Origin of the sequence: Streptomyces sp. NBC_00154, from assembly GCF_026342835.1 — a bacterium.
Classification (GTDB): Bacteria; Actinomycetota; Actinomycetes; order Streptomycetales; family Streptomycetaceae; genus Streptomyces.
This window is the reverse complement of record NZ_JAPEMI010000001.1, coordinates 3,856,313-3,875,564: the sequence shown is the minus strand read 5'-3', so window position 1 is coordinate 3,875,564 and position 19,252 is coordinate 3,856,313. Positions and strand designations below refer to the sequence as shown.

Below are 19,252 nucleotides of genomic sequence, written 5' to 3'. Positions count from 1 at the left end.
TCCGGCAGCCGGCTGCTGCCAGGGGGCAACGCGAAGGGCCCGACACGTTTCACGGGCCGGGGGTTCCCAGCGTACGACTCCCCTGTGACACCCGCGCCCGCAATCCGGCTCGGCGGGCCGGATCCGGTCGCCCTCCGGCTCCGGCCGGCGACGTCGGACGGCACGTCGTCCCCCCGCGCGCAGGGGCGCCGCACGGGGAGCAGCGGCAACGCATCCGGCCCCGGGTGTTTGGAGGAACACCCGGGGCCGGACCAGTCATCCTACGTGGATCTCCGCGACCGCTATTCGGTGGCGATCGCGTTCAGCACGTTCATCCGGCCCGCCCGGAACGCCGGGACCAGGGCCGCGAACAGGCCGACGAAGGCCGAGCCGACGAAGACCGTGAGGATCGTCGGCCACGGAATCTCGAGCACGCCGAGGCCTTCCAGGGCCAGCAGCTTCTGCGCGGCCGTGCCCCAGCCCATGCCCAGGCCCAGGCCGAGCAGGGCACCGAAGAGGGCGATGACCACCGACTCCAGGCGGATCATGCGGCGCAGCTGGCGCCGGGAGAGGCCGATGGCACGCATCAGGCCGATCTCCCTGGTCCGCTCGACCACCGACAGGGCCAGAGTGTTCACCACACCGAGCACCGCGACGATGATCGCGAGCGCCAGCAGACCGTAGACGATGTTCAGCAGCTGGCCGATCTGGTCCTTCAGGTCCTGCTTGAAGTCGGCCTGGTTCTGCACGGTGTACTGCGGGTACGGGGCGAGGGCGTCCTTGAGGGCGGCGTACGCCTCCTTCTCCTTGCCGTCCTGCGCCTTGGCGAACATGATCATGTTCTTCGGCATCTTGTCGGCGGGGACGTACTTCTCGGCGGTCGTGATGTTGGTGTACATCGCGCCCTTGTCGACGTTCGTGTCGTCCGAGGTGATCGCGGCGACCTTCAGCTTCGCCGTCCCGCCGTCCCTGAACGCGACGGTGATCCGGTCGCCGACCTCGACCTTGTGTCGGGTGGCGTACGCGTCGCCGACCGACATGGCGTCCTTGCCGTAGGCGTCGGCCAGGTTCCCGGAGACCGTCTCGCGGCGCAGGTCGTCCTTGTACGTCGGGTCCGCGGCGACGACACCTTCGTCCTCGACCGCTCCGTCGGGGGCGGTGAGCTTGGCGCTGACCGACTTGTAGTTGGTGATGTGCTCGATACCCGGGACGGCCTCCAGGGCCTTCGCGGCCTGCGGCACGATCGGCTGGGGCGGGTTACCGCTCGGCTGGACGATGAAGTCCGCGCCGACCGACCTGTCGAGCTCCTCGGTCGCCGAGGCGACCATCGACGAGCCGACGACGGAGAGGCAGGCGACCAGCGCCAGGCCGATCATCAGGGCCGCTCCGGTCGCTCCGGTACGCCGCGGGTTGCGCAGCGCGTTGCGCTCCGCCATCCGTCCGACCGGGCCGAACATCCGCAGCACCACTGTGCTGAGCACCCGGACCACGAAACCGGCCAGCAGCGGGCCGATCACGATGAAGCCGATCAGGGTGAAGACCACACCGACACCGAGGAAGAGCGATCCGTCGCTCGCCCTGTCGGCCTGCGCCGCGGTGTACAGGGCGGCGGCACCGGCGGCCGTGAGGGCCAGACCGATCACGGCCCGTACCCGGCCGGCGCGGCCGTCCGCCGGGGTGCCGGCGTCGCGCAGGGCGGCCATCGGGGAGATCTTCCCGGCCCGGCGGGCCGGGACGTACGCGGCGACGACGGTGACGATGACGCCGAGCGCCAGCCCGAGCACCGGAGTCGTCCAGGCGATCGTGAGGTCCTCGGTGGACAGGTTCATCCCCATGGAGTTCATGAGCTTCATCAGGCCGACGGCGACACCGATTCCGGCACCGACGCCGAGGACGGAGCCGACCGAGCCGAGGAACAGCGCCTCGACCAGCACGGACCGGTTGACCTGCCGGCGGCTGGAGCCGATGGCCCGCATCAGGCCGATCTCACGGGTGCGCTGGGCCACCAGCATCGAGAAGGTGTTGACGATGAGGAAGATGCCGACGAGGAAGGCGATCCCGGCGAAGCCGAGCATCGCGTACTTCATCACGTCGAGGAAGGAGCCCATCGAGTCCTTGTTGGCGTCCGCGGCCTCCTGCTGGGTCTGGAGCTTGTACGCGGCGCTGTCACCGAGGACGGTGGCGACGTTCTTCTTCAACTGCGTGTCACTGACACCGGGTTCGGCGGTGACGGAGATGTGGGTGAAGACACCGGGCTTGCCGAGCAGCTTGGCCTGCGCGGTGGCGGTGTCCAGGTAGACGACGGCCGCACCCGGGTTGGTGACCTTGAAGGAGGCGATACCGCTGATCTTCGCCCTGATGTCGCCGGTGACGGCGATGGTGCGCAACTCGTCACCGATCTTCAGGTGGTGCTTGTCCGCGGTGTCGGCGTCGACCATGACCTCGGTCGGTCCGCGCGGTGCGTGACCGGAGGTGATCTCCATCGAACGCAGGTCGTTCTGCGTCCAGTTGCCTGCGATCGTCGGGGCGCCGGTCGAGGAGCCCATGTTCTTGTCGTGGCTGTCGACGACGGTGACGGACATGCTGGTGACCGCACCCTCGGCGGTCTTCACCCCGTCCGCCTTCCTGGCCTGTTCGACTGCTGCGGCGGGCAGCGAGACGGGCCTGCCGTTCTGCGGCATCTCGTCGGCGCCCTGCGCGGTCCTGGGGCTGACGGTGACATCGGCCGAGGTCGCCGCGAACAGCTTGTCGAACGTGGTGTTCATCGTGTCGGTGAAGACGAGCGTGCCGCACACGAACGCCACCGACAGCAGGACCGCCACGGCGGAGAGCGCCATCCGTCCCTTGTGCGCAAAGAAGTTGCGCACCGAGGTCTTCCAGACGGTCATGACGTCCGCCCGCGCGCGTCGAAGTCCTTCATGCGGTCGAGGACCTGGTCGGCCGTCGGGTTGTGCATCTCGTCGACGATGCGACCGTCCGCGAGGTACAGCACCCGGTCCGCGTAGGAGGCGGCCACCGGGTCGTGGGTGACCATGACGATGGTCTGGTTCAGCTCGTCGACCGACTTGCGCAGGAAGGTCAGCACCTCGGCGCCGGCCCGCGAGTCCAGGTTCCCGGTGGGCTCGTCACCAAAGATGATCTCCGGGCGGGCGGCGAGCGCCCGGGCCACCGCGACACGCTGCTGCTGGCCGCCGGAGAGCTCGGTGGGGCGGTGCTTGAGCCGCTCGGCGAGACCGACCGTATCCACGACCTGCTGCAGCCAGTCGGCGTCGGGCTTGCGGCCCGCGATGTCCATCGGCAGCGTGATGTTCTCCAGCGCGTTGAGCGTCGGGAGCAGGTTGAACGCCTGGAAGATGAAGCCGATCCGGTCCCGGCGGAGCTGGGTGAGCTTCTTGTCCTTGAGCTTCGTGATCTCGGTTTCGTCCAGGTGGATCTCGCCCGAGGTCACCGTGTCCAGACCGGCCAGGCAGTGCATCAGCGTCGACTTGCCGGAGCCGGACGGGCCCATGATCGCCGTGAACTGCCCGCGGGCGATGTCCACATCGACATGGTCGAGCGCGACGACCCGGGTCTCCCCCGCTCCGTACGCCTTGACGACCTGGCGCGCTCGCGCAGCGACGGCCGTACGCCCTCCAGTGCCCCCGTGCCTGGGAATGGTTACAGCCGTTGTCACGGTAATTCTCCTATGTCGGTCGATGCCTGGACGTCGTGGTGTACGTACTGAGTGCGTCGTTGTGTACGTACTGAGTCTGGGGCCTGACGGCGATCGGCGCGCTGGTGCCCAGCGCAGTCTTCAGGTGGGGTTTTCCCCACCCCGCCCCCTGCGGTCAGCCGCAATCGCGGTGTAGGAACACGCTAAGGAACGGGACCCCTCCGCCACGTCCTCCGCCGGGAGGAACCGTCCCTGGCCGGAAGTAAGGAGCTACCCCTAGGGGTCTCCGCCCATGGGTGGAGCCGGATCTCAGGGGTCTCCGCCCATGGGCGGTCGCGGGCAGCCGTGGCTGTTCCGGTGTCCTGGCACGGCAACGGGTGAGACAGTGTCCCCGGGAAAGTACGTGCATAGGGAAGGAATCTTTGTGGGCGGCGCGGGCGGCGATACCGAAGCAATGTCGGGGTCCGGACCGGCCCCCGCACCCTCCCCCACCGCACGACGCGGCCACGGCCGCGGCCGCGTCGTGGCCGCGCTGATGCTCGGCATGGCCCTGACCGCGATCGACGGCACCATCGTCTCCACCGCGGTCCCTCAGATCGTCGGCGATCTCGGCGGGTTCGCCGTCTTCTCCTGGCTCTTCTCCGGCTACCTGCTGGCCGTGACGGTCACCCTGCCGGTCTACGGCAAGCTCTCCGACACCTTCGGCCGCAAGCCGGTCCTGATCGCCGGCATCATCCTCTTCCTCGCCGGATCGGTCCTGTGCGCCGCCGCCTGGAACATGGCCGCCCTGATCGCCTTCCGTGTCGTCCAGGGGCTCGGCGGCGGCGCGCTGCAGGGCACGGTGCAGACCATCGCCGCCGACCTCTACCCACTCAAGGAACGCCCGAGGATCCAGGCCAGACTGTCCACCGTCTGGGCCACATCCGCCGTGGCAGGGCCGGTGGTCGGCGGGCTGCTCGCGACGTACGCCGACTGGCGCTGGATCTTCCTGATCAATCTGCCGATCGGGGCGGTCGCGCTCTGGCTGGTCGTACGCCACCTCCATGAACCGTCCCGAGCCCGCCGCGCCGCAGGCGCACCCCGGCTCCGTATCGACTGGGCGGGCGCCCTCGCCGTCTTCGCGACCGGCGCCCTGCTGCTGACCGCGCTCGTGCAGGGCGGTGTCGCCTGGCCCTGGCTGTCGGCGCCGTCGCTCGGCCTGCTGGGCGCGAGCGCCGCGCTCGCCGCACTGACCGTCGTCATCGAGCGACGCGCCGCCGACCCGATCATCCCTGGCTGGGTGTGGCGGCGGCGGACCATCGCCTCGGTCAATCTGGCCCTGGGCGCGATGGGGCTGCTGATGGTCGCCCCTACCGTCTTCCTGCCGACGTACGCCCAGTCGGTCCTCGGCCTCGGGCCGATCGCCGCCGGTTTCGTGCTCTCCGTGATGACGCTGAGCTGGCCGGTGTCGGCGGCCCTGTCCAACCGGGTCTACAACCGCATCGGGTTCCGCCGCACCGCGATCATCGGCATGAGCGGCACCCTGTTGATCCTGCTGTCCTTCCCGCTGCTGCCGTATCCCGGCGAGCCGTGGCAGCCGGCCCTGATCATGCTGCTGCTGGGTGCGGCGCTGGGGCTGTTCCAACTCCCGTTGATCGTGGGGGTCCAGTCCACGGTCGGCTGGTCCGAACGCGGTACGACGACCGCCTCCGTACTCTTCTGCCGCCAGGTCGGCCAGAGTCTGGGCGCCGCACTCTTCGGGGCCGTGGCCAACGGCGTCCTCGCGTCCCGGCTCGCCGACGCGCCCGTCCCCGGGCTGCCCGGCGACCTGGATGCGATCTCGCACGCACTGGACGACCCGGGCGCGCTCTCCGCCGCCGGGGCGGACTATCTGCGGCGGGCCGTCGACGCGGCCGTCGACCAGGTCTACCTCGGGGCCGCAGCGGCCGCGGCGGTGGCTCTTCTGGTACTGGTCTTCGTGGCGCCGCGCCGTTTCCCGATCCTCGCCGAGGGCGCCGAGGAGGCCGGCGGCGATGCCGGAAACCGGGTCCTGAAGGCCTCAGGAATTGACACAGGACTGGACAACTGAAGAGTTACCGCAGGTAGTTCGGACCAACCCCTCCCCAGTCGCTTTACTCACGAGTAACGTACGCGCATCCAGCAGCGCACCCGCGCTTCTCCCTTGCAGCCCGTCCCCGGGCCCGAAGCCGTGCAAGGAGCAGCATCCAGATGTCGTACGAACCTGCACAACCCTCCCCTGAGCACCAGCCTCCCCAATCGCCGCACCGCCCCCCGTACCAACCCCGTCACCAACGGCCGCAGCCGACGCACCGGCCCCGGTACGAGCCTCCGCACGACCCCGCGTTCCTCCTCCCCTGGCAGAGCTCCACACCCGCTCCCCCGCCCCGCTGGCCGAGCCCGCCCACCACGCCCGTCCCCGCACCCGGCCACCACAGCGATCTGCGCCGTCTGCGCGGCGCCTACCGCATCCTGCGGCGCGGCGCGACGCTGACCGCACTCGGCTTCTTCACCCTCTTCCTCCTGCTGTCCGGCTTCGCCCCGGGGCTGATGACCCACCCCGTCGGCGGCGGCCTCACCACCGGCCTCGCACTCGGTCTGTGCCAACTCCCGGTGACCCTGCTCGCGATCGCCCTCTACGAGCGAACCGCCCGGCGCACGGTCGACCCGCTCGCCGCCGAACTCCGCAGAACAGGAGGGACCCGATGAACGGATTCGACGAGTCCGCCCAGACGATGTCCCTGGTGGCGTTCATCGCCGTGGCCACCGTCACCCTGCTGCTCTGCGTGATGACCGGCCCGGACCGCGACGACCTCGACGAGTTCTACACCGGCTACCGCTCGCTCTCCCCGGTACGCAACGGCCTCGCCATCGCCGGCGACTACCTCTCCGCCGCAACCCTTTTCGGCACCACCGGAGTCATCGCCCTCACCGGCTACGACGGGCTCGTCCTCGCCCTGAGCACCGCCCTCTCCCTGGTCCTGCTGATGTTCCTGCTGGCCGAACCGCTGCGCAACGCAGGGCGGTTCACCATGGGCGACATGCTCACCCGCCGCGCCCCCGGCCGCGCGGTCCGCATCGCCGCCTGTGGGGTCACCCTGACCGCACTCGTTCCGCTGATGGTCGTGCAGCTGGCAGGCAGTGGCGATCTGCTCGCGTTCATCCTCGGCTTCGACAGCTCAGGATTCCGTACCGGCTCGATCATCGTCCTCGGCATCGTGATGATCAGCTATGCGGCGATCGGCGGGATGAAGGGCACCGCCCTGATCCAGATCGTCAAGACGGTCGTCCTCGTGGCCGCCTGCCTCACCATCTCCGCACTGGTCATGAACCGCTTCGACTGGTCCACCGGTGCCCTGCTCGCAGCCGCCCAGCGGGGCAGCGGCGCCGGGGCGGCGTATCTCCACTCCGGCCTGCAGTTCGGCGGCAGCGGGCTCGACATGGTCAGCTCCCAGCTGACCGTGGTCCTCGGCGCCGCCTGTCTGCCGCACATCACCATGCGCATGTCGAGCGCCCGCAGCGCACAGGCCGTCCGCCGCTCACTCTCCTGGGCGGTCTCGGTGGTCGTGGGTCTCTGCCTGCTGCTCACCGTGATCGGCTTCGGTGCGGCGGCACTGGTCGGCCACAACCTCATCGTGGCCGCCGGAGCGCAGGGAAACGGTTCGATCCTGCAGGTCAGCGGCGCGGTCGCGGGCAGCGGCGAGCTCGGTGCGCTGGTTGTCACCATGATGACGACAGCCATCTTCCTGACGCTGCTCGCCTCGGTCGCCGGAATGATCCTGGCCTGTGCGAACTCTCTCGCCCACGACCTGTTCGCCCACGGGCTGCACGGGATCCGCGACCGGGACAAGGAGCCGGTCGCGGACCGCATCGAGATGGGCACGGCGCAGGCAGCCGCGGTCGGTGTCGGCCTGGTCGCCATCACGCTCGCCGTACTGGCCCGGCACTGGAACGTCCAGGCGCTGGTGACGCTCTCCTTCTGCATCGGGGCGTCGGCGCTGGCCCCGGCGCTCGTCTACAGCATGTTCTGGCGGCGCTTCACCCGCACGGGGCTGCTGTCCACCCTCATCGGCGGCACCGTTGCCGTGCTGGTGCTGATCACCGGCACCAATCTGGTCTCGGGCTCGCCCGGGTCGGTCTTCCCCGGACGCGACTTCAACTGGTTCCCGTTCACCACAACCGGGCTCGTGTCGATCCCGGTCGGTTTCCTGGCGGGCTGGCTGGGAACGGTGCTCGGCGGGCACACGGCTGCCGAGGAACGCAGGCTGTACGAGGCCGAGGAGCCGTGGATCCTGGCGGGCGCACCCCCGGCAACGGCGCGCCGGGCGGGGTAGGACCGGGCCGCAGCCGCTCAGGGCCACGGACCGCGCATGCGCCCGGTCCTGTCCTGCCGCGCCGGTCCCGCGACGCTCAGCTCTCCGCCGTAGCCCCACGCCCGGTGAGAGCCGCGAGCGAGTTCCGTACGTGCGTCATGTGCGCCTGGACCTCCTCGCGGCCCTCTTCGTGCTCCCGCAGGATCCGTTCCGTCTCCCGGACCACCCGCTCCTCGCGCACCCGCGCCGCCGCGATCAGCTCCGCGGCCTGCGCCTCCGCGTCCTCCTGGCCGTGCCGCGCGGCCTCCTCCTCCTCGGCCAGCGCCCGCCGCGCCTCGGCCAGGCGATTCTCCGCCTGCTCGGTCAGCGCATCGTGGTGCGCGGCCTGCGCCGCTTCGGCATCGGCCAGCTCCCGCTCGGCCGCCTTCCACCGCTCGGTGTGCTCCTGCTCCTGGTTCGCCAGCACGGCCGCCGTGCGGCGGCGCGTCTCGGCCACCGCGGCCTGCGCCTCGTCGCGTACCTCTCCGGCGTCCTCGAGAGCCGCGGCAAGCATGTCGTCGGCCCTCCGCTGCGCCGACACCACCGTCTCGTCGGCGTGCGCCCCGGCGGCCGCCCGCATGGCTTCGGAGTCCGCGCGGGCCGTGCCGCGGAACGCGCGTGCCGCCGCGTCCGCCGCGTCCCGCAGCGCCTGCGCCTCCTCCAGCGCGGCACCGCGCACGGCCTCCGCCTCCGCCTCGGCGAGCGCCAGCATCTCCTGCGCCCGCTCGCCGAGCGAGACGTACGTCTGCGGGGCGAGCGTGGCAACGACCTCGGCAAGCCGGGCGGACTCGGCCTCCAGCTCCTCGGCCAGCGCGGTCAGCCGGGCCAGCAGCTCCCAGGCCTCGCCCCGCTCCGCCGACAGGCCGGTCACCGTCCCGTCCACCTGCTCCGGGCGGTAGCCACGCCCACGCACCACGACAAAGCCGTGCGCGGACACCGGTGCAGCACTCATCCTGAAGCCTTTCTCCGACTCTCCGACCCCCCAAGCAATACGTCAAGGATGCGGCAATTGGCAGAGAAGTCGGAATCGTTTCGGTACTTTTCGGACGGAAGCGACGGGTGTCACAAGACGGTCGTTCACCGACACAGAGGCGCCCGGACCCCGACGGGGGTCCGGGCGCCTCGTACGCGGCCGGTCGGATCAGGTCAGATCAGCCCGTCCCACATCTGCTCGAGCAGCACCGACCACCAGCTCTCCGGCGACGCCAGCGCCGCCGCGTCCAGCGCCACCAGCTGCGCCTGGAAATCGACTGTCCAGCGGCCGGCCTGCTCCGGGTTGAGGCCGAAGCGGAGCCGCCACATCCGGCCCAGGAGTGCCATCGAACGGGTGAACTCCGGCAGCCCGGTGTTCACGAACTGCGGCGGCACCGGCTGCCCGCCCGGACCGGCCTCGACCGGCACGGCCACGATGTTCGCCGTGCCGTACTGGACACAGATCGCCCGGCCGAAGTCGGACCCCATGACGAGGTACGCCCCCGCGTCAGCAGCCGGCTGCACCTGCCGCTGCGCGGCCAGCTCGGCCAGCGTCGGCACCACCGGCTGACCCGGCTGCGCCCAGAAGAACGGCCCGAAATCGGCGGGCAGCCCCGCCCACACCAGCGTCCGCGCCACGACCTCGGGCACCCCCTGCCGGGACACCGCGCGCTGGTCGAAACGGAGCACACCCTGCGGCCCGAAGGACTGCAGCAGCTCCTCCGCGATGGCCTCCGGCGGGATCGGCATCGCGGGCGGCATCTGCGGCAGCGGAGCCCGTACCGGAGCCGGACGCGCCGGACCGTCCGCGACCTGGTGCAACTCGCCCTGGTGCGTGAGCAGATGCTGCATGCCCTGCTGACGGCTGGCGTGATCGGTGCCGTACGGGGCGACGCTGGTGATCCGTACCTGCGGCCAGGTCTCCCGGATCATGCGCGCACAGTAGCCACCGGGCAGCTCGCACGACTCCAGCTCGGTGTGCAGCTCGATGACCTGCTGCGGCGGCACGTTCATGGCCCGCAGCTCATGCAGCATCTGCCACTCGGGATGCGGGGTGCCGGGCGCCGAGCGGCGGATCAGCTGCTGCTCGCTGCCATCGGGCGCGCGGAAGCGCAGGACCGCCTGGTAGCCGGGGCCGACGGTCGGCTGACCGGCCGGCGCCTGCGGATAGCCGTACGCCGGGGGCGGCGGAGTGTGCGGATTCGGCGGTACCGGACCGGGGGCGCCACCCGGCGGCATACCGGGGGCTCCGGGCGGACCGGGCGGCTGCGGCGCGGTCGGCCCGGCCTGGCCGGGGCCCGCGAGCATCGTGGCGGCATGGTGCGCACCGCCACCGGGCGGCGGTGTCGCACCAGGCGGACCGGGAGGCGCGGGCGGACCGGGAGGCTGCGGCACACCGGGCGCCCCGGGCGGCCCCGGCGGCCGGGGCGCGCTCGGGCCACCCATACCGCTCGGGTCGGCAAGTATGGTCGCGGCGTGGTCGAAGCCACCACCGGGCGGCGGCGTCGCACCGGGAGGCGCGGGCGGGCCGGGCGGCTGGGGCGCACCGGGCGGGCCGACCTGCGAGACGAGCTGCGTCGGCAGGTAACCGCCCGCCGGAACGCCGGGCGTACCCGGGCCCGAGGGCGGCGGCGCCGACGCACCCGGCCTGACCCCCGGCGTACCGGGGGCGCCGGGCGGCGGCGGAGTCGTCGAACCGCCCCCGCGCGCACCGCGCGGAGGCATCACGGCCTTACTGGTGGCCGCATCCGCGATGTCACCGCTCCCCGGAACACCAGGGACACCCGGAACTTGAGCTCCAGGGCCGGGCGCGCCCGGCCCCTGCGGGGGCAGCCCCGGAACGACCGCTGTCCGCGGCAGCCGGCTGCCGCCGGACATCAGCGCGGTCGGCGCCTCCGCCGACGCCGCCGGCGGCGGGGTGCCGTCGTCATCGGCACCCGAGAGCGGCGGCGCGAACACGGTGGCCGGCAGTGCGACCGCCCCGTCGTCGGAGTCCGCGTTGGTGTCGGTCCCCGCCCACGGGGCGGCCCCCGTCGGCACATTCGGCGCGGCGGCCGGAACGCCGTCCTGAGCAGTGGGCTCGTACGCGGCCTGCGCACCGGCGCCGGACCACGGCGTCCCGCCGAACGGTAGCCCGAGTCCGCCCACGGCCTCGGGAGCAGCAGGAGAAGGAGAGGGAGAAGGAGCGGGGGGAGAAGCCGGGCGCGCGTCCTCGGACCGCTCCGCCCGCTGATCCGGAATCCCGAGCTTGTCCGCCGCTTCCTGGAGCCACTCCGGGGGGCTCAGCAGGAACGACGTCTGGTTCAGATCGATACGCTGCGGCGGCTCCGGAGCAGCCGGGGCCGCATCGAGTGCGCCGTACTCCTCCTCGTACCGCCGGATCACCTCACCCACCGGCAGCGCGGGCCACAGCGTGGCCTCACCGCTGTCCCGGGCGATCACCAGCCGCTGACGGCCGCCGTCCGAGACCGGCCCCTCCGCACGGTCCTCGGCCCACACCACGAAACCCAGCTCGAACTCGCGGACCCGCACCTCGCGATGCTGGTACGCGGGCACATCACCGTTGACCCACTCTTCCGCGCGCTCCTGCGCCTGCGCGAAGGTCACCATCGCGCTCACCCCTCCACCGGGACGACGTACGCGAAGCCGCCGTCCACCATCAGGTTTGCCACGGTCTCCAGCTCCGGCGGATTGCCCGCCAGCCGCTGCAGGAAGGCGTCGAAGTCCGCACCGCAGGGCAACAGCAACCGGTCCACGCGCTCCTGCACACTCCAGCCGTCCCGGTCCCTGGCATCGTCGTACGCGCAGAACCAGACCGAGCCGACACCGTCGCCACGGACCTTCACCGCGAGGATGCCGCCCTGGACGAAGCCAACCCCCAGGTAGTCCTTGGTGAGATGGTCCCGCAGGCACTTGTTGACGTACACCAGGTCGTTCACGGCGGCCTCCTCGCGCACCGTGAAGAACGGCTGGTCGACCAGGAGACCCAGCTCCGCGTCGAGCGCCGCACCCACCGGGGCCGAACCGCCCGCCGCCTTCAGGAACGAGCGGTACGCGCCCGGCAGCCGGTAACCGAGATCCTCCTCGACACCCAGGATCTGCTGCTCGCTGACCGCCACCGCCCCCTTCGGGAGCCGGAAATGCGCGGGCCGGGTCTCCTGCAGCGGACGCGTTCCCCGCTTGTTCTGGTCGACCGGAGTGGTGGCGAGACCACCGTGGTGCCGCAGCAGAGCCTTGACCTCGACCGGGACGAGCTCCATCCGACGGCCGCCCGGCACGTGGTGCCAGGTCCAGCCGTGCGGAGTGGCAACCGGCGGAATCGTGTCCCACAACTCATGACCGGTCGCCGCCAACGCCGCGTTCGCCGAGACATAGTCGGTGAGCCGCAGCTCATCGACGCCGAAGCCCTGCGGAGGCTCCGCGATCTCGGCGGCGGCCCGTGCGTACGGCGTGAAAACCGGGCAGCCGTTCTCGTCCACGCGCACACCCCTGGGGTGGCGGGACGCCCGGACCGGATCCGGGAAGTGCACGACCTGCCCGGCGTAGGCCGCGTTCGGTGGCGCGGCTTGCTGCCCGAGCCGACCTGTCGTCATGGCGGTTGCCCCCTGCTGCGTCTGTCTGATGAGGACCGACCTGCCCATGGGGGCGGTCCAGGCACAGCCTATGCGGTGGCGCAACAGGCGGTCTCGCCACTCCACTTCACCCCCGCTCCACCCTCCGCTTCGATCACCAACCGTCACAACTGAGTGACGGACGAGCGTCGGTCAGGCCACCTTCGGCGACACGCAGACACGTTTCACCGACCCAGCTTCCCCACCACCTGGCACATTTGGCAGGCTGTCACCGCAACTCGGGGGATTGCACGGGAGGGACATCCGCACCATGCACACAGCACAAACAGTCACATCCGGGGATCCGCGCCTCAGCTGGAGCAGCACCGAGACCAGCCGCAAACCTCGCCTGCTCCACCGCCGCGACGGCATCCTGCCGGCCGTGGCCGCAGCGCTGTCCGTCCGCGGCGAGACACTGACCTGCACGGCCGGCAAAGGCGACCAGCCACCCGTACTGCACCCGCTGGTACAGGACTTCCTCGACACCCTCACCAGCAGCCAGCGCGAACGCTTCACCGGCCGCTGCCCCGAAGCAATACTGCTCTCCCGTCAACTCACCGCCGCCGAGGCCGACCGATCCAAACGAGCCCAGCGCAAGCCGCTGACCAGCAGCGAGGCCCGGCGCGCACTGAAGCACTCACGGCTCACCGCACGGCGGATCCGCGAGGACGGCGACCCGATGCACGGCAGTTACGCACCGCCCTGCCGCTCCTGTACGGCGATGCTCGCCCATTTCGGCGTACGTCCCGTCGACCTCACCACCACCAGCGCGGCGACCACCGCCGAGAAGGGCTGATCGCGCGCCGATGCACGACCGAACCGACGACCACCCCGTTCCCGGCCTTCCCGGACAGGACGACCGTGCGGCCCACGCGGACCGCGCCGCCGCCACCCGCTTCCCCGTCGCCGTCGATGCCGCCCTGCGCTCCGCGGGCTGGCAGCCGGGCCGCTGGGACATCCGGCAGGCGGAGGAATGGGCCGACGCACTGCGCGCCCACACCTCACCCGCCGGACATCAGCACGCAGTCTTCCCGGCGGCCGTGGAGGCGTGGGCGGAATTCGGCGGCCTGCACATCACCGCGTCCGCACCGGGCCGGCAGATCGCACCGGCCTCGGTGCGCATCGACCCACTCAGCGGACTCCACCTGGCCCGCACGCTCGGCGACCTGGGGCGGGCACTGGAGACCGAGGTCAGCCCACTCGGCGAGGAAGACGACGGACGAGCCGTCCTCGCGATCGACACCGAAGGACGGGTGTACAGCATCGACCACACCGGGGACTGGTACCTGGGCGCGAGCATCGACGAGGCGCTGGCAATGCTGGTCGGGGGGATCCAGCCGGAACGGCTGACTTCGGGCTGAGGAGGGTTCCGGGCAATCAGGTCCGTCCGGCTGTCGAGGGCAAGCAAGGCCGAAGGGCCGAGCCGGCCCGGTCACACGGTGCGCTGGTCCGGCAGCACCGCCGAAACCCGGAAGCCCCCCGCATCCGTCGGGCCCGACACGAACACGCCCCCCAGACCGAGCACCCGCTCCCGCATCCCCAGCAGACCGTTGCCACCGCTCGGCAACCCCGCGTCCGCCGTCGCGCCGTCCGTCGGACCGTTCTCCACCTGCATCGCGACTTCCGAACCGCGGTGCGCCAGCCGCACCCACGTCTTCGCACCCGCCGCATGCTTGTGGACATTCGTCAGGGCTTCCTGCACCACCCGGTACGCCGTCTGTTCCACCTCGGGGGCATACGGACGCGCCTCACCGTCCACCGACAGCTCCACCGTCATCCCCGCCGCCCGGGACTGCCCGACCAGCGCCTCCACCTCATGCAGCCGAGGCCCGTCCTCCGCGGCCGCCGCAGCAGCCGCGGCCGCCGCCTGGCCCACCGCGGCCAGCGGCACCCTCGCGCCCCGGGCCGTCATCGGAGCACCCGTGCGCAGCACGCCCAGCATCTCCCGCAGTTCGGTCAGGGCCTGCCGGCCCATGTCACCGACCAGCGCCGCGTTCCGTACCGCCTTCGCCGGGTCCTTCGGAGCGACGGCCTGCAGGGCCGCGGCATGCACCACCATCAGGCTGACCCGGTGCGCGACCACGTCATGCATCTCCCGCGCGATCCGGGTCCGCTCCTCCGTACGCGCCCACTCGGCCCGCTCCTCCGCCCGGTCGGCAAGCAGCGACAGCTCCCGCTCCAGCGAGTCCGCCCGCTCCCGCAAGCTCTCCATCAGCCGGCGCCGCGCCCCTATGTAGAGGCCGAACAGCACGGGCGGGGCCGTCAGCCCCAGCGACATGAAGAGGGACAGCACCGGCACGTACCAGTCGCCGGGACCGAAGTTCCCGGCGTGCACCGAGACGCTCTGCCGCAGCCGTACGTAGGTGACGATGAACGTCCCGACCAGGGACATCCCCATCAGCACCGCGGTGATCCTGCGCGGTATGTCGGACGCGGCCAGCGTGTAGAGGCCGACCAGGCCCATGAGGAAGCCCATCTCGGCGGGCGTCGTCGCGATCGAGACCAGCACCACGGCGATCGGCCAGCGCCGCCGCACCACCAGCACGGAACCCGCGAGCAGCCCGAAGACGACCCCGAGCGGCACCGGCAGCCCGGCGTCCCCCGCGAAATTCACCCCTTCCAACGCGCATTCCAGCGCGGACAGGAGCGCCAGCCCCACGTCCAGGGCGACACTGCGCCGTCGTTCCCACCACCAATAGCCGCGAGTGGTCGATCCCGCGCCTTCCCGGTGTTCCCCCGTTGCGGTCATGGCATCCAGCGTACGGGCGGACGCATCTCATTTTCGGGCGACCTGGACAGCACGTCCCTCGTTCGAACAGGGGCGAAATGATCGACGATCGCCCGAAATGGCGAATCGGCCACCCTTTCGAGCCGGACGTCCGCATTCCGGACAACGCTTGACCCGTGACGGAAATCACCAGCAAATACGCCGACTTCGAGGACCTCCGCAAGCAGGCGGTCGCCCTCCGCCGTGAGGGCTTGAGCCTCCGGCAGATCCGTGACCGCCTCCACGTCCACAACAACGAGATCCTGCACCGCCTCGTGAAGGGTGAGCCCGCCCCGGAGTGGACGAAGCGCCCGAACGCCAAGGACGACCTGCGGGAAAAGGCCCGGGAGCTGAGGCGCCAGGGCATGACCTATGACCGGATACAGGTGGAACTGGGCTGCTCGAAGAGCTCGATCTCGCTGTGGGTGCGGGATCTGCCCAAGCCGGAGCCTCACTACACACCCACGGAACACCTTGCTCTCATGAACGCCGGCCTGGTCGACCTGCGCGCCTCACGGGACAAGGAGCGAGCGGAAACCAAACGCCTCGCACGCGACGCCGTGGGTGAACTGTCGGACCGGGAACTCTTCCTTGTCGGCGTGACTCTTTACTGGGCCGAGGGCGCCAAGGACAAGACGTACAGCCGACGAGAGTGCCTCCAGTTCATCAACAGCGATCCGAACGTGATCAAGCTGTACCTGCGCTGGCTCGACCTGCTGGGAGTCACACAGGACCGCATGCGCATGCGGGTGAGCATCCACGAGTCGGCAGACATCCCCGGAGCAGAGCGGTTCTGGGCAGAGCTGGCAGGGATCCCCACTTCCGCACTCAAGAAGACGACCCTGAAGAAACACAACCCGAGGACGACCCGGAAGAACACCACAGAGAGCTACCGAGGCTGCTTGGTCATCTACGTATCCAGGAGCGCCGACCTCTACCGTCGCGTGGAAGGGGCTTGGTACGGCATAGTGTTGGGGTGCCGTTCCAGCAGTCAGACGGAAATGTCTGATTAGTTGGCTTTATTCCCCCGTGGTGTAATTGGCAGCACAGTAGCTTTTGGTGCTATTTGTCCGGGTTCGAGTCCTGGCGGGGGAGCCTGATGAGCGGGCCCTGACCATCACGGTCGGGGCCCGTACTCATGTCCGCCCCGTACGCCCCCGGTATCCTGCGGATGTCCACCACCCGAAGCCGAGGGGCATATCTGTGAGCGTCAACAGCCCGGCAGCCGTCGTCGTCCTCGCAGCGGGTGAGGGCACCCGCATGAAGTCGAAGACTCCCAAGGTTCTGCACGAGATCTCCGGGCGTTCGCTCGTCGGACATGTCGTCACCGCCGCCCGCGAGCTGGCCCCCGAGCACCTCGTCGTGGTCGTGGGTCATGCGAGCGAGCAGGTCACCGCGCATCTCGCCACCGTCGACAGCCAGGTGCGGACCGCCTACCAGGCCGTCCAGGGCGGCACCGGCCACGCCGTGCGCGTCGGTCTCGAAGAGCTGGGCGGCACCGTCGAGGGCACCGTGATCGTCGTCTGCGGCGACACCCCGCTGCTCTCCGGCGAGACGCTCACCGCGCTCGCCGCCACCCACACGGCCGATGGCAACGCCGTCACCGTGCTGACCGCCGAGGTCCCGGACTCCACGGGCTACGGCCGGATCGTCCGGGATGCCGCCAGCGGCGCGGTCACCGAGATCGTCGAGCACAAGGACGCCACCGACGCCCAGCGCGCGATCCGTGAGATCAACTCCGGCGTCTTCGCGTTCGACGGGCGGCTGCTCGCGGACGCCCTCGGCAAGGTCCGTACCGACAACAGCCAGGGTGAGGAGTACCTCACCGATGTGCTGTCCATCCTGCGCGAGGCCGGGCACCGCGTCGGCGCCTCGGTCGCGGCCGACCACCGCGAGATCCTCGGGATCAACAACCGGGTGCAGCTCGCCCAGGCCCGCACCCTGCTGAACCAGCGGCTGCTGGAGCGGGCGATGCTGGCCGGCGTGACCGTCGTGGACCCGGCGACGACGGTGATCGACGCCACGGTGACGTACGAGCCGGACGCGATCGTGCACCCCGGCACTCAGCTGCTCGGCACCACGCACCTCGCCGAGGACGCCGAGGTCGGCCCGAACACCCGGCTGACGGACACCGCCGTCCACGCGGGCGCGCGCGTCGACAACTCGGTCGCGGACCGGGCGGAGATCGGCCGGGGTTCGACGGTGGGCCCGTACGCGTATCTGCGTCCCGGCACCAGGCTCGGCGCGAAGGCCAAGGCCGGTACGTACGTGGAGATGAAGAACGCCACGGTCGGCGAGGGCACGAAGGTGCCGCACCTGAGCTATGTCGGCGACGCGACGATCGGCGATCACACCAACATCGGTGCCGCGAGCGTCTTCGTGAACTACGACGGTGTGGCGAAGCACCACACGACGATCGGCTCACACTGCCGGACCGGTTCGGACAATATGTTTGTGGCACCCGTCACGATCGGGGACGGTGTGTACACCGCCGCCGGCTCGGTGATCACCAAGGACGTGCCGCCCGGTTCGCTGGCCGTCGCCCGCGGCCAGCAAAGGAATATCGCTGGTTGGGTGGCCCGTAAGCGTCCGGGCAGCGCTGCCGCACAGGCGGCTCAGGCCGCTGCACAGGAGGCCGACAGCGAAAGCTGACCGGAAACGGGTGCGCCGCGCACGGCGTACCGTGATAGATGCTCACCCCATTTCGGCTGGCTCGTTGCACATCGGGACACATGCGTGCAGCGCCAGGAACACGTCTGAGGAGACTGTGCTGTGACCGGGATCAAGACGACCGGCGAGAAGAAACTGATGTTCTTCTCCGGCCGCGCCCACCCCGAGCTGGCCGAGGAGGTTGCGCACCAACTGGGTGTCGGCCTCGTGCCGACGAAGGCCTTCGATTTCGCCAACGGTGAGATCTATGTCCGCTTCCAGGAGTCCGCCCGCGGCGCCGACTGCTTCCTGATCCAGAGCCACACGGCTCCGATCAACAAGTGGATCATGGAGCAGCTGATCATGCTGGACGCGCTGAAGCGCGCGTCGGCCCGTTCGATCACAGTGATCGTGCCGTTCTACGGTTACGCCCGTCAGGACAAGAAGCACCGTGGCCGCGAGCCGATCTCGGCCCGTCTGGTCGCCGACCTGATGAAGACGGCGGGTGCCGACCGCATCCTCACCGTCGACCTGCACACCGACCAGATCCAGGGCTTCTTCGACGGCCCGGTCGATCACCTCTTCGCACTGCCGATCCTCGCCGACTACGTCGGTGCCAAGGTCGACCGGTCGAAGCTGACGATCGTCTCCCCGGACGCCGGCCGTGTGCGGGTCGCCGACCGCTGGTGCGACCGCCTGGACGCCCCGCTGGCGATTGTCCACAAGCGCCGCGACAAGGACGTCGCCAATCAGGTGACGGTCCACGAGGTCGTCGGTAACGTCAAGGGCCGGGTCTGCGTCCTGGTCGACGACATGATCGACACCGGTGGCACCATCTGTGCCGCCGCCGACGCCCTGTTCGCGCACGGCGCCGAGGACGTCATAGTGACGGCGACGCACGGTGTGCTCTCCGGCCCGGCCGCGGACCGGCTGAAGAACTCGAAGGTCAGCGAGTTCGTCTTCACGGACACCCTGCCGACCCCGGGCGAGCTGGAGCTCGACAAGATCACGGTGCTCTCGATCGCGCCGACGATCGCGCGTGCGGTGCGTGAGGTCTTCGAGGACGGTTCGGTGACGAGCCTCTTCGAGGAGCAGTAAGCAGCACTGCGCAAAAGATCCACTTTGGGTGCGGCCTCCCCGCCGGGTAGACTCAGCGAGTTGCTCGGCGAGGGAGGCCGTACTCATGGGTACGGCGGTCCGTTATCGACGCGCTCTTCGTAGCAGGCCTGTCGTGGGCCGGGTGACCATCCAGTTTTCGTCACCCCACGAGGAG

The 19,252-nt window shown here is 70.4% G+C and carries 14 protein-coding genes and 1 tRNA gene; 9 read left to right on the top strand and 6 right to left on the bottom strand.

Translation table 11 applies throughout. The annotated features are described in order from the left end of the window. Positions 1-281 precede the first annotated feature (281 nt). Together OHA03_RS17465 and OHA03_RS17460 are read right to left on the bottom strand one after the other, a co-directional pair. The gene (locus OHA03_RS17465; protein WP_267004767.1) at positions 282-2,867 is read right to left on the bottom strand and encodes an ABC transporter permease; all 2,586 of its coding nucleotides are present in this window, start codon (positions 2,865-2,867) and stop codon (positions 282-284) included. Next, positions 2,864-3,652, bottom strand: a complete 789-nt coding sequence (locus OHA03_RS17460; RefSeq protein WP_267004766.1) for an ABC transporter ATP-binding protein — start codon at positions 3,650-3,652, stop codon at positions 2,864-2,866. The genes OHA03_RS17465 and OHA03_RS17460 overlap by 4 nt, the downstream gene beginning before the upstream one ends. Before the next feature lie 514 nt (positions 3,653-4,166). On the opposite strand from OHA03_RS17460, the gene OHA03_RS17455 reads away from it, so the two are divergent. From OHA03_RS17455 to OHA03_RS17445, 3 genes are all read left to right on the top strand, one after another. Then, positions 4,167-5,699 carry an MFS transporter gene (locus OHA03_RS17455; RefSeq protein ID WP_267008076.1) on the top strand — a complete coding sequence of 511 codons (1,533 nt, stop codon included), beginning with the start codon at positions 4,167-4,169 and terminating at the stop codon, positions 5,697-5,699. Between the two features lie 140 nt (positions 5,700-5,839). Further along, positions 5,840-6,337 (top strand): DUF485 domain-containing protein, encoded by a 498-nt coding sequence (locus OHA03_RS17450; protein ID WP_267004765.1) that lies wholly within the window; start codon positions 5,840-5,842, stop codon positions 6,335-6,337. Then, the gene (locus OHA03_RS17445; RefSeq protein ID WP_267004764.1) at positions 6,334-7,962 is read left to right on the top strand and encodes a cation acetate symporter; all 1,629 of its coding nucleotides are present in this window, start codon (positions 6,334-6,336) and stop codon (positions 7,960-7,962) included. Before OHA03_RS17450 ends, OHA03_RS17445 begins: the two co-directional genes overlap by 4 nt. A 76-nt stretch (positions 7,963-8,038) precedes the next feature. Here the strand turns inward: OHA03_RS17445 and OHA03_RS17440 are convergent, their stop codons facing one another. From OHA03_RS17440 to OHA03_RS17430, 3 genes are all read right to left on the bottom strand, one after another. Then, positions 8,039-8,932 (bottom strand): cellulose-binding protein, encoded by an 894-nt coding sequence (locus OHA03_RS17440; protein WP_267004763.1) that lies wholly within the window; start codon positions 8,930-8,932, stop codon positions 8,039-8,041. 194 nt (positions 8,933-9,126) lie between these two features. Beyond that, positions 9,127-11,562 carry an SUKH-4 family immunity protein gene (locus tag OHA03_RS17435; protein WP_267004762.1) on the bottom strand — a complete coding sequence of 812 codons (2,436 nt, stop codon included), beginning with the start codon at positions 11,560-11,562 and terminating at the stop codon, positions 9,127-9,129. A gap of 5 nt (positions 11,563-11,567) precedes the next feature. Then, positions 11,568-12,545: an SMI1/KNR4 family protein gene (locus OHA03_RS17430; protein WP_267004761.1), complete on the bottom strand. Its 978-nt coding sequence runs from the start codon at positions 12,543-12,545 to the stop codon at positions 11,568-11,570. A 289-nt stretch (positions 12,546-12,834) separates the two neighbouring features. On the opposite strand from OHA03_RS17430, the gene OHA03_RS17425 reads away from it, so the two are divergent. Next, a complete protein-coding gene (locus tag OHA03_RS17425) occupies positions 12,835-13,359 on the top strand; it encodes a YwqJ-related putative deaminase (protein WP_267004760.1) in 525 nt (174 codons plus the stop codon). Between the two features lie 10 nt (positions 13,360-13,369). Further along, complete coding sequence (locus OHA03_RS17420; protein WP_267004759.1) at positions 13,370-13,924, top strand: SUKH-3 domain-containing protein; 555 nt, start codon at positions 13,370-13,372, stop codon at positions 13,922-13,924. A 71-nt stretch (positions 13,925-13,995) separates the two neighbouring features. Here the strand turns inward: OHA03_RS17420 and OHA03_RS17415 are convergent, their stop codons facing one another. Further along, a complete protein-coding gene (locus OHA03_RS17415; RefSeq protein ID WP_267004758.1) occupies positions 13,996-15,312 on the bottom strand; it encodes a sensor histidine kinase in 1,317 nt (438 codons plus the stop codon). 155 nt (positions 15,313-15,467) lie between these two features. Here OHA03_RS17415 and OHA03_RS17410 point away from each other — a divergent pair, with 155 nt between their 5' ends. The 4 genes from OHA03_RS17410 (at position 15,468) to OHA03_RS17395 (ending at position 19,077) form a co-directional block, all read left to right on the top strand. Continuing rightward, positions 15,468-16,343, top strand: a complete 876-nt coding sequence (locus OHA03_RS17410) for a hypothetical protein (protein ID WP_267004757.1) — start codon at positions 15,468-15,470, stop codon at positions 16,341-16,343. Between the two features lie 10 nt (positions 16,344-16,353). Then, positions 16,354-16,425 (top strand) — tRNA-Gln (locus OHA03_RS17405). A gap of 108 nt (positions 16,426-16,533) precedes the next feature. Next, positions 16,534-17,982, top strand: coding sequence for a bifunctional UDP-N-acetylglucosamine diphosphorylase/glucosamine-1-phosphate N-acetyltransferase GlmU (glmU, locus tag OHA03_RS17400; RefSeq protein WP_267004756.1), 1,449 nt, complete (start codon positions 16,534-16,536; stop codon positions 17,980-17,982). Positions 17,983-18,102: 120 nt separating this feature from the next. Continuing rightward, positions 18,103-19,077 (top strand): ribose-phosphate diphosphokinase, encoded by a 975-nt coding sequence (locus tag OHA03_RS17395; protein ID WP_267004755.1) that lies wholly within the window; start codon positions 18,103-18,105, stop codon positions 19,075-19,077. Positions 19,078-19,252 lie beyond the last annotated feature (175 nt).